Source organism: Bhargavaea massiliensis, assembly GCF_018390575.1.
GTDB classification, from domain to species: domain Bacteria; phylum Bacillota; class Bacilli; order Bacillales_A; family Planococcaceae; genus Bhargavaea; species Bhargavaea massiliensis.
Window position 1 is genome coordinate 172,241 of the sequence record NZ_JAHBCJ010000003.1, and the last position, 15,262, is coordinate 187,502.

Below are 15,262 nucleotides of genomic sequence, written 5' to 3' on the forward strand. Positions count from 1 at the left end.
GCAATGGCTAAGTATTTTATTTCATGTTTTTCAGGTGCAAAAAACATGGGTGATGAGTTTATCTTAAAGTGTTTAGTAAGGAAAATTAAAGATTATGATAAGAATGCGGCAATAACCGTGACGTCATTAGATCCGGAGTATACCGTCTCTGCAATTGGAGACAATATCGAGGCAACAGAATGGCGTGGAATTGGATTAACAAAAGCAGCTTTAAAGAATATGAACTTATTAAAAGCGGCTATAAAAAATACTGATTATGTTGTTATAGGCGGGGGGGGATTGCTACAAGATGTACACTCAGTAGCAACGATACCTAGATATTTAATTTCTGCTGTTTTTGCTAAGATTTATAATAAAAAAGTTATTTATTATTCAATGGGTGTAGGGCCAATTAAAAACAAAGTTTTAATAAGTCTAGTTAGAGATATTAGTAATAAGTTTGTAGATTATATTTCTGTAAGAGATGAAGCTTCTCAAAACTATCTCAAGAATATTGGAGTCACAACTAAAATTGATGTCACTTCGGATCCAGTCTTTTCAATATCTGAATATGTACCATCAAATAGAGACCATTGCCACAGGGCTGAAAGCACGAAGATAGGAATTTGTTTTAGGCAATTTAAAACAACTAAGGAGACAGAAAATCAAATTGAAAAATTAATTAGTGAACTAGAAAAGCGGAATAAACAGATATATTTATTTCCTTTAGATTATGAAGAGGATAAGTATCTATGTAATAGATTGAAGAGTAAATTTAATAATATTACTATTGTAGATAATTATAAAACTATAGAAGATTTGGTATCCCAAATGAATAAGCTAGACATAATGATTAGCATGAGATTGCACGGTATTATTACTTGTGCTAGCTATGGTATCCCAAGTATAGCGGTTAGTTATGATCCGAAAGTTACAAATATACAAAGTAAAATTGGAATGGAAGATTTTTTAATAGATATTAATAGTTTTAGCTCCAAGGTCTGTTTAGAGAAACTAAATGCTTTAGAAGTATCAAACGAAAAAGAGTATATTAAATTCACTAATCATGTCGATATAGAAAAAAGTGAGATTAGTTCTAGTGTAAGAAATTCTGTTGAATATGTTGATAAAAACAAAAAACAAGTAGGTAGGATATTGTGTTTATCTTATTTTGTAAGACTTTTTATTCCGCAAGTATTTAATAAACTAAATAAATTAGCTAAATGAGAGATTGAGTAATATAAAATATATAATAAGGCTGGATGATAGTTTTGAAAAAAAAGAAAAAAGTGATGCTAGTATTTGGAACCCGACCTGAAGCTATTAAAATGTGTCCCTTGGTCAAGGAATTAAAAAAACGAGATAATATGGATACCGTTGTATGTGTTACCGGCCAACATAGGGAAATGTTAGACCAAGTTTTGGAGGCGTTTAATGTTATTCCAGATCATGATCTATCAATAATGAAGACAAAACAGACGTTGTATGATGTAACTATAAGTATTTTAGATAAAATGAAAGCTATATTGGAGGAAGTTAAACCGGATGTGGTTTTAGTTCACGGTGATACTTCTACAACTTTTGTCACGTCTTTAGCTTGTTTTTATTTACAGATTCCAGTTGGCCATGTGGAAGCGGGGCTTAGAACTTATAATATTAATTCTCCATATCCTGAAGAATTCAATAGGCAGGCTGTAGGAATTATAGCAAAGTATCATTTTGCTCCCACAGATCTAACCAAAGGAAATCTGTTGAAAGAGGGTAAAGATCCTTCCACCATATATGTAACAGGCAATACAGCAATTGATGCACTAAAAACTACAGTTAGAGACGATTACACTCATAAACATTTGAATTGGGCAGAAGGTAGTAAACTAATCTTGATAACTGCTCACCGGAGAGAAAATCTTGGTATGCCAATGAGAAATATGTTTAAAGCAATTAAGAGAATTGTTAATGAACATCCCGACATCAAGGTAATCTATCCAATTCATATGAACCCGATTGTGAGAGAAACAGCTATTGAAATACTTGGAAGTAACGATAGGGTTAGAATTATTGAACCATTAGAAGTCTTAGATTTTCACAATTTCCTCTCAAGGTCATATCTCATATTGACTGATAGTGGCGGTATTCAAGAGGAAGCGCCAAGTTTGGGTAAGCCAGTTTTAGTTATGCGTAATACAACTGAGCGGCCAGAAGGTGTAGCTGCTGGAACATTAAAATTAGTTGGAACAGAAGAAGAGAATATCTATAATACCTTTAAACTACTACTTGAAGATAAAGTCGAGTATGAAAAAATGAGCAAAGCAAGTAATCCTTATGGTGATGGTAATGCGAGTAAGAGAATTGCTGATGTATTGGAAGTTTAAGGGGGGATCAGTTGATGTCTATTTTAGTAACCGGAGGAGCAGGCTTTATTGGATCTCATACAGTTACATATTTTTTAGAACAGAATGAAGAAGTTATAGTGGTTGATAATTTACAGAGTGGTCATAAAAAATCAATTGATGTTGAGTACTTTTATGAGGTGGATTTAAGAGATAAAGAAGCTTTAGATAGCGTTTTTAAGAGTCATAATATTGAGGCTGTAATTCACTTTGCTGCAAACTCCTTAGTTAGTGAGAGTATGGTAAAGCCAGATGAGTACTATAATAATAATGTTTACGGTATGATGTGTCTTTTGGATATAATGAAAAATAATAATGTTGAAAAAATAGTATTCTCATCAACTGCGGCTACTTATGGTGAGCCTAAGAGCATCCCTATAATTGAAGAAGATGAAACAAAACCAACGAATACTTATGGTGAAACAAAACTAACCATGGAAAAAATGATGAAATGGTTTGATAAAGCTTATGGGATCAAATATGTTTCTTTAAGGTATTTCAATGCTGCAGGTGCCCATGAAAGTGGGAGAATAGGTGAAGATCATGATTTAGAAACACATTTAATTCCTTTAATATTGCAAGTCCCATTAGGTCAAAGAGATAAGATCTATATGTTCGGTGATGATTACCCTACAGAGGATGGTACATGCATAAGGGATTACATTCATGTAATGGACTTGGCGACAGCGCATTATTTAGCACTAGAATATTTAAGAAAAGATAATCCTAGTGAAATTTTTAATTTAGGTAATGGTTGTGGCTACTCCGTTAGAGAAGTAATTGAAGTAGCAAGAAGGGTTACTAATCATCTGATCCCTGCAGAAGTAAAGGAGAGAAGAGCTGGTGATCCAGCTGTTCTAATTGCTTCATCGGATAAAGCAAGAAAGGTATTAGGATGGGAACCACAATTTAACGCATTAGATAAAATAATCTCTGATGCATGGAATTGGCATAAGAGTCATCCCATGGGTTATTTAGATGATTGAATAGGATAAAACTTACTCATTGGTCCTGCGGTCAGCAAAAGTTGTTGTCACTTAGTTCAGTATGTTAGTTATTACCCAGAGGGGAATTAATAACCCTTATATTTATGCACAAGTATTTGCTATTTTGTTGCGGTGCTCTTTCAAAACTGGGTTACTAGTGGGTAGCAAATAATTATAAGAATAGCCAATAAAACTAGCTGGAGGGGGCATGTTCCGCCCCCAACCAGTTTCTTTATTTTTCTTCTTCTGCTTTTCCCTCAATGAACCATTCCTCGATAAACTGCAGTTCTTCCTCCTTGCTCAGAAGGCCCCTTGCTTTGCCGAGTGTTCCGTTCTGGAGGTCCCAGATGTAGTTGTGGTCCATGTCGGCTTCGCTGAAGTCGCCGCGTTCCCATTTTGCGATGATCTGGAGCAGCTGTTTTTTGACTTCAGGGCTTTGGATGTGTTCAGAGGTGGAGACGATCGATTCCATCTGTTCGATATTCCTTGTCGTCATCGGCACCGCTCCCCATTTCTGGTTAGCCACGACTTTCTGGTGGGTCATCTGGTGCATGACGTCCAGGATCTTCCCTTCAGGTGAATTGCCGTTGACGCCCACCCGGTCCAGCCCATCAACATCCTCCAGTGCTTCGGTTTCCTCGAAGGTTTCTACAAATTCGTCCTGTGTGAGAACTTCCTCCGGTTCGGAGTAGGCAAACCGATACTGGTAGATGATCAAGCCGGCGACGGCCAAGAGAGCCAACGCGCCAATCAGGATTCCCTTCCTTTTCATTCAATCCCTCCAAACGACTTGGTGTCTTGAAGCCGAGTTATCACTATTTACCGATTATAACATTTCCCTCAAGAAGAAAATATTGCATTTAGGGAGTTGTTTTCGGCCAGCTATTCATTCTGATATGGACATCTCAGATAGAGTTATAAATTCTGTTTGGAAATAAGGGGGGCAGGTGAGGGGGTGGGAAGGAATTCTCGGATGTTACTGACGGGGTTTAAAGACCGCCATTTGACAGTGTTGGTTGTCCAACAGTTGACGGAAAGCTTGTCCATTAAAATCACAAAAACTGAGAATCACAAAAACCCTATAACTTTGAAGGGGCCAGGGGGAAAACGTTCCGTTTTCCCCCTGGCCCCTTCAAGTATGCAAAGAACTAATTCAGTTCCCCGTCGATGACCTGTCTGACCATATGGTCATCAATAACACGATGACCTTGCCCGGATCCGAAGATTAGGCAGTGGGTGGCCGCCTTATTGATGAGCCTTGCGGCCCCTCCGGACCAATTATGAATCTCATCGACTGCCGCCGCTGTGAAAAGATCACGCCCGGCACCTGAGTATTCGATCTGACGCTCCATATATCCGCCGGTCTCCGAACGGTCGAAATGGGGCATCCGGCACTGAAGATCAATCCTCTGCCGGATGGCGGCGAACGTCTGGAGGCGAAGCCGGTCCTGCAGTTCGCTCTGTCCGACCAGAACGAGCGCCATCGGGCTCTCGGCGTCCATCCGGAAGTTCAAAAGGAACCGCAATTCCTCCAACATCTCCCGGTCGAGAAGATGCGCCTCATCTACGATGACGACTGGTGACAACTGATGCATTCCCTTCATCAGTTCGACCTGCTGGTGAAGCAGACGCTTCGCGTCTCCCCTGTAGAACTTCGACTCACATCCCATTTGCTCAAGCAGCCCTTTATAAAAATGGCGGGGTGTTAGCTTCGAGTCCGCGAGATACAGGGGCTTGAAGCGGGAGTGATCCAGATTCTCCGTGAACTTTCGAATCAGGGTGGTCTTCCCGGTTCCGCACTCGCCGGTCACTACGGCGAACAGTTGTTGTTCGGCCGCATAGCCCAGCCGGCTTAAGATCTCTTCTGACGCATGTGTGCCAAGGAGTTCACTGACCGGTGTGGCACGTGTGAAGGGAGTAGCCGACATTCCATAGAACGATTCATACACGGTCCGGCACCTCCTTCATTTTCCGGAACGAGATGGCAGGAGGCCGGTAGGCTTCCCGCTTTTCATTCTGTTTTTTTCGCGGCGCGAAGAACCCTGGAACTCTCCGTTTCGACTTTCTGAAGTGTTTCCGGCAGTTCCGGCCGCTTGCCGGAAAACTCCCCGATCTCGAGTTTCTTTGCGGTCCATGGCTCATGTCCTTCATACTCAATCTGGATCTCTTCCGTATCTGCCGGGTCATAAATGACATCCACCGTCCGGCCGATGAAGGAGAGTCCCACTTCGTATTTATCTCCTTGGAAGCTGATGCATCCTGACTTATCAACCTTCCGGTTTTCAGCGTGGAGGAATGCATCGGTGATTGACCCCTCCGACGCAAAGGAGAGAGACCTTCGATCGCGCTGGAATGCCTCAAAGGGACTCCGTTTTTCGGGAAGTCCTGAATGGGACTTCTTCTGGTAACACTCTTCGAGCCAAACCGCAAAGAGCCGGTTCAGCTCATCAAGGCCTTTCGGCTTCTCGAGTGCCGCTTCCGCAAGGAAGCCGTCGACCGTCCGGTTGAAGCGTTCCACTTTCCCTGTTGACTCCGGTGAATAGGGCTTGGCGTAAAGCAGGCGGATTCCGAGTTTCGCGCACATCCTTCCCATCCATTTCGTTCGATACTGCTTCCCGTTATCGAAGTAAAAAGAATCTGGTACTCCATACTCCTGGATTGCCTGACGGAGCGATTTCTCGACAGAACCGGCTTCGAGGGTCGGGTAGAAGGCCGCATGGACAATGAATCGGGTCGCATCATCGATAATGGCGACTAGATAAACCTGCTTCTTCTTGCCGTCGGGACCTACTGGCAAATATGGACCGTATTTGATGTCGGAGTGCCAAAGTTCGTTCCGTGAACGTTTCTGATATCGGCGCACCGCGCCCGGTTCTTGATGATAAAGGCGCATCTGACGTGCGCTATAGCCCCGTTCGGCCAGCTTCTCCTGAAGCGTCGAACGCTTCAATGCCCCCGGCTCTACAATCTCCTCCCACTCAAGCGTCTGAATGATGCTCGCAATGCTCCTTGAAGGAACTTGGCGTCGAAGGAGGACCGCATGGTCCACCGCCTTTTCCATCCATTCCGGCTGACTGGTCTCGCCTTTTCGGCCAGCCGGCTTCAACCCTGAGAATCCTTCTTTCCGGTAATCCGATATGTATCTCCGAAGTGTCCGTTCTGATAAGCCGTTCTCCGATGCGATTCTCCGCCTCATCTCGGCGGCCTCAGATGTCCCCATGCCCGGTTCAAGCAGGGGAGCGATCAACTGATACCTATTTGCGGCAATCTCTTCCGCCTTCCTCTGATCCCTCAAAGAGAATCCCTCCTATTTCTGATTCCCTTTGAGTGTAGATCAGCCGTTCCCGGACAGACAGGCAGAACGGGTATGTATCCAATAATGATGGTTGGCGAGCGGTTGGACAATCCGTGACAGCCATCCGCATTCACCACCCACCATTTGTCCAATTCTTTGCCGCACGGACAGTGAACGATCGGACAGGCCGTTCACTGGTAGTTCCCATTTTTGTTGCCTGATAAGCGAAATTAAAAAGGAAAGCCAGTGTTCCGCGAGTGTATAAAACCAATCCCTCCAACGGAGGAGCGTGGAGTCGTCCGCCGGGAGATCAGACGGACCCCCCGGGTCATCGATTGCGGTTTCAATGACATCCGCCTGATATCTCTTGTAAGGCACCAGGCAATCCGGCAACTCGTGATGAATCAATTCGCATTTCTGGCAACGGAGGCGGCGGATGGAATACACTCTCACACCACCATCTTCAGTTCTTCCTTTCCGATTCCTGCTTCCAATCACCTTGTAGGCTACGGAATCGCAGGCAGGACAGGGAATTGCATTTCCCGTCGGCTTAACCGAAAACCCCGCGTTCGGGGTTTAAAATCAATGCGTATTCTGTTATGATATACATATATTTTTTGGTGGGGACGCTTCCCGCATGATCTTGCCGGATCATGCGCTAAAGGGAAGCGTCCTTTTCCTTTCTATAGACTCTTATGGACAGTATATCCGTCAACTTCCGGACAGGCAATGCCGTCAGCATTCGGTCAATAGGACCTAGCAATAACACTCGGAATTAAATGATAAAAACGATAGAGTAGTCAGTCTTTATGCCCTTTAAACTGGATACATTCGACAAAAATCGATCCAAAAAACGGAAATTAGTCAGTGATCGCCATATAGGGCCCCTTGTTTGCTGTCTTTAAGGATGGTAGAATGTCCTTACGTAACATCTATATATAGGATTTTAATACTAGTCTGGTCTTGTGTTTTTACTCATCGGAATCGTGGAATGGACCGATTATAACTTTGGATAAAGAGAAAGAACGTGGAGAAGGGGAATGACGGTGATGAATCCCATGCATGTACCTGAGAATGTAAAGCCATTGGGGCATTATGAAATCGTGGACACTGGCTGGCGTGAGGACGACTTGTATGTGGTGATTCTGGGTGCTGAAGAACCCGCTCTGCTGGAAAACAGCGAAGCAAGCGCGTACGCCCGCATGGTGGCCAGACGCAGGCGACACAGCACTCCGGTAACTACCGAGCCGGTGGAACCCGCAACCGGGAAACTCCCGTACCAGCGGATGTTCTGCTTTAAATGATGATAGAAAAAATTACTCTTGAATTGATCAAGCCTGTCACGGCCGTACCTGTGACAGGCTTTCATTGTGCTTGTGGGCAGGCGGAGATGAGTGATTACCTCTCTGCAACCCACAGGTGCTGGTTGGCAGTCGTAAAACATAGGGCCAGGGAGATCGCCCTGAGACAGTCCGTTTAAAATGGCAGGTGTTTAACATTCAAAGAACACATATTAATCACGTATTACCTATTCAATCTATATTTGCTTTTATGTGGGCTGCTATAATACTAACCGCTATGTGCACCGGCGACCCGCGAGCGTTTTTATATGCAGGTAAGGTGAGTTATCATATTGAATTTACGCCAAACTTTCATGACCTTCTCCTAGTGGATGATATTAATCTAGACAGTACCTTTTACTTAATTCAAAAGACGGGACACTTTTTATCGTTCGGATTTCTGTATTTTTTTCTTGTAACATGGATCAGACGGCCATATAAGGCCTTTGTTCTTTGTGGATTATTTGCGTTGTTTACAGAGATCCTACAACTGTTCTTCGGACGCAGCGGCCGGCTATTTGATGTCGGCATTGATCTGCTGGGTATCTCATTAGCTTATCTGATATGCACTTATATCAATAGCCAAAGAAGTGCGGATGAGCGATAGTGTTACCGGTGGTGGCCTCCCGGGGAGAAGAGCTTAGCAGGAGTGAGTGGTTACCTTGATCTCGTGAGTGATTACCCTAGCACTGAATAAAGGATTAATAGACAGGGTAATCTACCTCTATAACAACACAAATGAGGTGATCCGATGAAACAAGAAGAAATGGAAACACTCCGAGACCTGATCAAGGACGTCGACACCGCGATGCTGACGACCGTATCCGATGAAGGACTCGTCTCACGCCCAATGAAAACACAGGAAGTCGAATTCGACGGCGACCTCTGGTTCTTCACCAAGAAAGAAACCGACAAATACAAAGAAATCCTCCACAACAAAGACGTCAACGTCGCCTACGCCGGCAAATCCTACGTCTCCGTCCGCGGCCGTGCCGAAATCGTCGAAGACATGGCCAAGAAAAAAGAACTCTGGAGCAAAGGCTATGAAAAGATCATGCAAACCACATACGACGACCCCGACGTCATCCTGATTAAAGTCAAAGCCGAGGCTGCTGAATACTGGGAAAGCGGAAGCTTGGTTAAGAACATTGCGTTTATGTACAAGCGGATGACCGGGAAGGATGCGGAGTCGACGGAGATTAATGAGACGTTGGAGTTGGATAAGTGATAACTTTGGATTGAAGCAGCCAGCGCGGCTGCTTTTTATATTGGTGAGTTCCCACCTACAGGTACCCGAATCCCTACCAAGGGGTACCTGAGTTCCAACCAATATGAGGGAAGTTGCTGCGATAGCCTCCCGAGTTCCGGCTATTATAAAGATCCTCTACGCGGTTTGTTTTCATGTTGTTCAGTAAAGCGAGTAGTAGATCGACTAAGGTGAGGCGGATTTTTTTCGTCCGGTCTTTCATCCTCAAGTAGCGTGGAAGCCCATGGTATTTTCTTTTGAACTAGTAGATATTGATTCAATGGAAAAGTGATTAATTTACTGAATAGTAGTAATATTAGTGGGAGGAAGTAACTAAATAAAAGGGGGAATTGTTGATGGTGGTATGGGAGGAGCCGGAGATTAAGATTCAAACAGGGACCTGGAGCGGGGGAAAGAACGTCACGGTAATGTTTGACTCGACTGAGAAGCATCGCTATCGTCTAAGTGTCATTTGGGACGCCACAAAGCCTTCGTGTCTGTTCATTATGATCAATCCAAGCACTGCAGATGCCCTGCAGCCAGACAAAACATTGAATCGATGTATCGGTTTTGCGGAGAGGAATGGATATGGATCTCTGGAAGTAGTGAACCTCTATTCTTATAGGACTAAAGATATAGAAGAGCTATGGGAATCGGGGCAGTTGAATCATCCTGAAAACGATATCCGAGTAAAAGAAGCAGTCAGGACGGCTGACAACATCATTATTGCATGGGGTAATGACGGTGCAAAGAATGGGAAGTATTTGTCGGTGTTGAAATGGATTGACGAAGCGGGAAAGACCCCTTACTGTCTCGGTAAGACTGCAAGGGGAATGCCCAAGCACCCGCTGTACCTGTCGAAAGAGACTGAGATTGAGGTATACGGCGAATGAAGACAGTGGAAAGAATGAGAAATGAGTTTTTAGTTTTCTTGGAAAGCGAATTTCCAAAAGTCGTTATGGTCAAGCCGCTAATGAAAGGCGGGAAGGATAGAACCTCACCCAAAATGCCAGGTGAGCGTAGATGGATGCAGGTGGATGTAAACTCCAATTCCCTTTCAATCGTGATTAACTACAAAACTGGGACAATCAATGAAGTTGATCTGCAAAAAGTAGGGATTCCCATCGGATTAAGCGGGGACCGGACCGCATGGAAAATCGGGCCCAACAACGACAACTTGAGCCTAAGTATCTTTCCAGGTCAGCCAATAGAGTTTGATCAGGAACACTTCGTCGAACTGCTGAAGAAGTTGTATAGAGGTTACCTTGCTTTACTGTGAAGATGAAATGGATTGCCCGAGTTATGTGGTAATCCATTTTGTTTTGTGACTAGGTAGAAAGGATAAGCCCTATATTAAGCGAACTAGTTAAAGGAGTATAAAAAGGGGGGGATGAACATACGACTGGCGACAGTGAAGCTTGTAGGGGAAGAAACAGCGGTCATCATTGCAGGGGAGAAAGCAGTGATGGTTAAACGGGTGAACAAGGCGGAGGGGAAGAAGTGGGCGACCAAATTGTTTGAGATCATTGATTGCGGTCAACTGCGTGAGATGACCGAGTGGTACAACCGGGAAGGGAAAGAGAAAATTTTGAACGGGGAGATTGCTGAATTAGACGCAGCTTCTCTTGATTACCAGCCGCTTTACCGCAATCCGTCCAAGATCTGGGGGATTGGACTGAATTATGTGGATCACGCTTCGGACCTGGGTGAAGTAGCTCCGAACACGGAACCGGCAAGCTTTATGAAACCGAAGACGTCCATCATCGGAGCGGGTGAAACAATCAATATTCCTCACCAATCCGAGCGAACGACCGCTGAAGCCGAGCTGGGAGTCATCATCGGCAAGGTCTGCAAGGATGTTGAAGAAGCAGATGCTTTGGATTATATCGCCGGCTACACGACGATTATCGACATGACGGCAGAGGATATCCTGCAGCGAAATCCGCGTTACCTGACCCGATCAAAAAGCTTTGACACATTCTTCAGCTTCGGCCCGCAATTTGTTACCCCGGACGAAGCGCAAGATCTTATGAAACTGGAAGTCTCCACAATGATCAACGGGAAGCTTCACCGGAAGAACACCGTCAACCATATGACGTTTAACCCCCTGAACCTGGTGTCGTTCCACTCGAAGGTCATGACGCTCCTGCCGGGAGACATTATCTCAACCGGGACACCGGGGGCGGTCGTGATCAATGAAGGGGATGTGGTGGAATGCCGGATTAAGGGATTTGAGCCGTTGGTGAATCATGTGCGGGATTTGAAGGTCGTATCAAAACAAGAGCTGGCAGCGGAAACAGGAGTCTGACCTCAAGCTAACTGAACACTCTGGTCATATACAAACCGAAGCTGATGAATACCAGGGAAACTATATTTTAGGAGAAGAAAAGATGTGGGATCGATATATTGGTGAGACGGTGAAATTGGATATGTAACTGATATGACTAAGAGCGGCCTTGCGGCTGCTTTTTTATTGTCGTCGTGGAAGCGGGCGCGGCGAGTCACTCCCACAATTCTAGTAAAATATACTTAAGTCAATACAAAAACAGGGTTGAGATCTAGAGATTAAGGGTAGGTAAAAAAGTAAGCCAGTTTGAGCGGCTTATTTTTCTCGTTTTCTTGAATGATTCTAAAGACTTACTTGGTTTATTTGTTTTGGTTAATAATTTTGGTACATAAGCAAATGGTACTTGTTTAGTCGTTGAAAATCTATGAGATTATCACTAAAATCAAGATAATAGCTAGAAGTACGGATGTTGGAATCCTGGTGTAAAGGTTGAGAGGGGGAGAGGTTAAAGAATAATGCTAAAAAGAATATTTATAGTACTTTTCATTTTGTTCTTAGTCTTCCCTGTCGTTGAAATCACGGACGCTGATGCCCCTCCTGAAGAGCCGGAGATTTTCACAATCAATCCGGCTGAAGAAGTGGAGGGAAGTGCAGAACCGCCTGAAGTGTCTCCTGATGAAGAGGGTACAGATATTGAACTGTCGACTGAGCATCCGATGAAAGAAAAAGAAACAGAACCAGAAAGTCTGCCTGCTCAAGAAGAATCTCAGAACGAGGAAAATACACCGGTTAAAGAGCCTGTAGATTCTACCGAACAAGAGAGCGGGGAACAGGAAGAGGTTGTGATTCCGCCAATTCCAGTTTCTCCAGAAAGCGAATCTGATGAGCCGGAGGTAGAAACAGTTTCCCGACACCCATTTTTGGAGTCTCCCGCGTTGACGGTCCAGGATGGAACGAGTGGCCTTGTGCTGACATTGACCGGACACAGTCCGGTAGGAAATAAGATTCCGGAAAAAGCAGTGGTTGTTTTTCAGCTTCCGGACGAGATAATCGGGTCTATAGAAGAAAAGGGTCTTTCAGCCCACTATCATCAAGCAACTATACATAGTGATGGGTCCTTGATAAGCGAGTCATCAGGAACAATTAACGCTAAGAAGATCTGGCTTGATTCTAACCAGGTGCGGATTCAATTGAATGCACAAGATTCTTCTGTGTCTGTTTCGGACTTTACCTTTACTTTAAGGATTCCATTGAGAGATAATCTTCAGACTGTTGACTGGATTTTTTACGCACAGTCCGCCTCCGAACCGACAGACCTGGCTCAATTGGGAGCCGATATGGTTGGATATGCTGTATGGCAGTTAGAAGACGAACCTGCAGAACCCGCCGGAGCCACCGACAAAGAAACGGAACAGGTCCACACGAACAGTGAACTGACCACACATTCCATGTCGACGTTTAGTGCAACAGCTACAGCCACTCAAACCAGCAGGCTGACGTTCGCATCAGTACCGGAGATTCTGGAGTTTGAAGATGTCTATATTGTAGATGAGGAAGTTACTGTAGTGAGAAAGAATCCGGATTGGTCGATCGGGATTAATGACACCAGGGGAGCAGGCAGTACATGGAGTCTGATGATGCGTGCCACCCCGCTCAAGTCTACTGTTGATTCTACGAAAACCATACCGGATGCCCTGGTATTCATTGACCATTCAAAGAATGTCAAAGTCATCCGAGACCAGGACATCGAAGTTCATAAGGGCAAAACGGAGGAGAACCCGGTTACGCACTTGTCATGGAATTGGAATAGAGGCCCGCTTCTCCGTTTTAACCCATCCACTGTGGAAGCGGGAAGTTATAGTGCATCAATTACCTGGACACTGGTGGATGCACCGTGATGCATATTAGTGATAATGAAATAGGAGGAATTATAGGTGAACATGAAGCACACATGGAAAGTTGCTGCTTTGTCTGGAGGAATTCTGCTGTTTGGGTTTGGGACGAGCAGTGTAGTGGCATCAACCTATTCATCTGAAGCTACAATCCATTTTGAAACACTGGTTCCTGAAGTAAAGGACCCGGAAACTCCAACCGAACCCCTTGATCCCAACAAGGATCCGGAAGACGGCATTACTGAAGATTCGGGATTGCTGACTTTGGACTATGTATCTTCGCTGAACTTTGGCATTCACACCATCTCTGATACGGAAGAGACATATGAATCCCTAAATAACCGCCCGTTCATTCAAGTTTCCGACCGCCGCGGCACCGGCGATGGATGGCAAATCACCGCCGAGCTCGAGGAATTTAAAAATGGCGTATCCGAAGAGGCCTCCCTGATAGGATCCTCTATTACATTTGCAAATGGAGAGGCGGTTTCTCCTGGAGGGACAACCAAGCCTGTTGCGAAAGATCCTGTCAAGGTCATTGCGGGCGGAGCCGCACAACCGGTCCTGATAGCAGATAAGGGGACAGGACAAGGGACCTGGATTAATCGATGGTTTCCCAAGGAGCCTGTGGGAAGCACCAATAACAGCGTCACATTGACAGTGCCTGCAGGTACGGCTACAGAAGGAACACACAAAGCAGAAATCATCTGGACATTGACGGACGCGCCACAATGATTAAAAGAGTGAAGATCAATGCAAAACCTCCAGCTTCCGGTGGAGGTTTTGCTTTAGTTCAGCAAAAAGGAGTTGATACATATGCAGGTTAAGGTGCGCTTCATGATCGCCTTGCTGCTGCTCGTTTCAAATATTTTCCTGCTATCCGGGATAGCGGCTGCAGATGATCACCCGGTGGGCTTTTCGGTAAGCGCCGTCCTTCCTGACAACCAGGTGAATCCGAGTGCGTCCTACTTTGATCTCCGCGTCGAACCCGGAGCGGAACAGGAGCTGCGTGTCGAGATTTATAATCATGAACAGGAAGAACTGACTGTCCGTCTGGGCGTTTATAATGCTTCGACGAACAGCAATGGCATTATTGTTTACGAAGAAGGGGAAATCGACCCTAGTTTGACTGAACCCATTACCGATCTTCTTAGCTTCAAAGAAGAGGAAGTGACCATCCCGGCTGCCGGCACAAAGACGGTGGCTGCGACGCTCAAGGTGCCGGAAAAGCCGTTCGAAGGGATCCGGCTCGGCGGCATGCATTTTGAAAAAGTGTTGGATGAGGAAGGCCCGGCGGAAGGTGTCCAGATCGAAAACCGGTATGCCTACGTCATCGGTGTACAGCTTTCTGAGTCCGGCAAACCGGTCAAGCCCGAGCTGGTATTTGGTGAAGTCAAACCGGACCTCGTCAACCACCGGACCGCGGTCACCGCAAAGTTACGCAACACTGCGCCTGTCCTGATCTCAGGGCTTTCATTGCATGCTAAAGTGCTGGACGGGGACGGAGAGCTTGTACAGGAAAAGGAGCAGGCGGACATCCGGATGGCACCTAACTCCAGCATGGACTTCATCATCGACTGGAACAACCGCCCGCTCGACCCCGGAACTTATGAAGTTGCCATGACGGCCGAACTGGAGGATGAGAAATGGGAATGGACCGAGAAGTTCGAAATCGAACGTGATCAGGCTCGGGACATCAACAAAGAAGCGGTGGAACTCGTAGAAGCGGAAAAACCGGTCTGGATGTCCGTCGGCATCGGCACGCTTGCAGTCATCGTGGTTGTGTTGCTTCTTTATATCCGCAGACTGAAGGCTCAGGTTGATTCTGATGATAAAAAGGGGTCTTGAGG

15 protein-coding genes and 1 pseudogene are annotated in these 15,262 nt (G+C 45.3%); 12 read left to right on the plus strand and 4 right to left on the minus strand.

The genetic code is table 11. The annotated features are described in order from the left end of the window. The first annotated feature begins 3 nt into the window (after nt 1-3). The 3 genes from KHA84_RS05740 (at nt 4) to galE (ending at nt 3,355) form a co-directional block, all read left to right on the plus strand. Nucleotides 4-1,206, plus strand: a complete 1,203-nt coding sequence (locus KHA84_RS05740) for a polysaccharide pyruvyl transferase family protein (protein ID WP_213422578.1) — start codon at nt 4-6, stop codon at nt 1,204-1,206. Nucleotides 1,207-1,271: 65 nt separating this feature from the next. Next, a complete protein-coding gene (gene wecB, locus KHA84_RS05745; protein ID WP_236823153.1) occupies nt 1,272-2,351 on the plus strand; it encodes a non-hydrolyzing UDP-N-acetylglucosamine 2-epimerase in 1,080 nt (359 codons plus the stop codon). A 14-nt stretch (nt 2,352-2,365) separates the two neighbouring features. Continuing rightward, complete coding sequence (galE, locus tag KHA84_RS05750; RefSeq protein ID WP_213422580.1) at nt 2,366-3,355, plus strand: UDP-glucose 4-epimerase GalE; 990 nt, start codon at nt 2,366-2,368, stop codon at nt 3,353-3,355. A 232-nt stretch (nt 3,356-3,587) separates the two neighbouring features. Here galE and KHA84_RS05755 read toward each other — a convergent pair whose 3' ends face one another. The 4 genes and pseudogenes from KHA84_RS05755 to KHA84_RS15590 all read right to left on the minus strand — a co-directional run bounded on the left by KHA84_RS05755 (nt 3,588) and on the right by KHA84_RS15590 (nt 7,184). Beyond that, the gene (locus KHA84_RS05755; protein WP_213422581.1) at nt 3,588-4,127 is read right to left on the minus strand and encodes a DUF6241 domain-containing protein; all 540 of its coding nucleotides are present in this window, start codon (nt 4,125-4,127) and stop codon (nt 3,588-3,590) included. 376 nt (nt 4,128-4,503) lie between these two features. Next, a complete protein-coding gene (locus tag KHA84_RS05760) occupies nt 4,504-5,304 on the minus strand; it encodes an ExeA family protein (RefSeq protein WP_213422582.1) in 801 nt (266 codons plus the stop codon). Further along, a pseudogene (locus KHA84_RS05765) lies at nt 5,297-6,650 on the minus strand (DDE-type integrase/transposase/recombinase). The gene KHA84_RS05760 and the pseudogene KHA84_RS05765 overlap by 8 nt, the downstream one beginning before the upstream one ends. 39 nt (nt 6,651-6,689) lie before the next feature. Next, complete coding sequence (locus KHA84_RS15590) at nt 6,690-7,184, minus strand: DUF6431 domain-containing protein (RefSeq protein WP_419465585.1); 495 nt, start codon at nt 7,182-7,184, stop codon at nt 6,690-6,692. Nucleotides 7,185-7,699: 515 nt separating this feature from the next. On the opposite strand from KHA84_RS15590, the gene KHA84_RS05770 reads away from it, so the two are divergent. The 9 genes from KHA84_RS05770 to KHA84_RS05810 all read left to right on the plus strand — a co-directional run bounded on the left by KHA84_RS05770 (nt 7,700) and on the right by KHA84_RS05810 (nt 15,260). Then, nucleotides 7,700-7,954, plus strand: a complete 255-nt coding sequence (locus tag KHA84_RS05770) for a hypothetical protein (protein ID WP_213422583.1) — start codon at nt 7,700-7,702, stop codon at nt 7,952-7,954. 274 nt (nt 7,955-8,228) lie between these two features. Then, complete coding sequence (locus KHA84_RS05775) at nt 8,229-8,597, plus strand: VanZ family protein (protein WP_236823155.1); 369 nt, start codon at nt 8,229-8,231, stop codon at nt 8,595-8,597. 144 nt (nt 8,598-8,741) lie between these two features. Then, a complete protein-coding gene (locus tag KHA84_RS05780) occupies nt 8,742-9,218 on the plus strand; it encodes a pyridoxamine 5'-phosphate oxidase family protein (RefSeq protein ID WP_213422584.1) in 477 nt (158 codons plus the stop codon). 374 nt (nt 9,219-9,592) lie between these two features. Next, a complete protein-coding gene (locus KHA84_RS05785; RefSeq protein WP_213422585.1) occupies nt 9,593-10,129 on the plus strand; it encodes a DUF1643 domain-containing protein in 537 nt (178 codons plus the stop codon). Continuing rightward, nucleotides 10,126-10,515: a hypothetical protein gene (locus tag KHA84_RS05790; protein ID WP_213422586.1), complete on the plus strand. Its 390-nt coding sequence runs from the start codon at nt 10,126-10,128 to the stop codon at nt 10,513-10,515. Before KHA84_RS05785 ends, KHA84_RS05790 begins: the two co-directional genes overlap by 4 nt. A gap of 117 nt (nt 10,516-10,632) precedes the next feature. Next, entirely contained in the window at nt 10,633-11,544 is a 912-nt protein-coding gene (locus KHA84_RS05795) for a fumarylacetoacetate hydrolase family protein (protein WP_213422776.1), read from the plus strand. Between the two features lie 494 nt (nt 11,545-12,038). Further along, nucleotides 12,039-13,421 carry a hypothetical protein gene (locus KHA84_RS05800; protein WP_213422587.1) on the plus strand — a complete coding sequence of 461 codons (1,383 nt, stop codon included), beginning with the start codon at nt 12,039-12,041 and terminating at the stop codon, nt 13,419-13,421. A gap of 42 nt (nt 13,422-13,463) precedes the next feature. Next, entirely contained in the window at nt 13,464-14,147 is a 684-nt protein-coding gene (locus KHA84_RS05805) for a WxL domain-containing protein (RefSeq protein ID WP_236823156.1), read from the plus strand. Nucleotides 14,148-14,228: 81 nt separating this feature from the next. Further along, a complete protein-coding gene (locus KHA84_RS05810; protein ID WP_213422589.1) occupies nt 14,229-15,260 on the plus strand; it encodes a WxLIP family cell surface protein in 1,032 nt (343 codons plus the stop codon). The last annotated feature ends 2 nt before the right edge of the window (nt 15,261-15,262 follow it).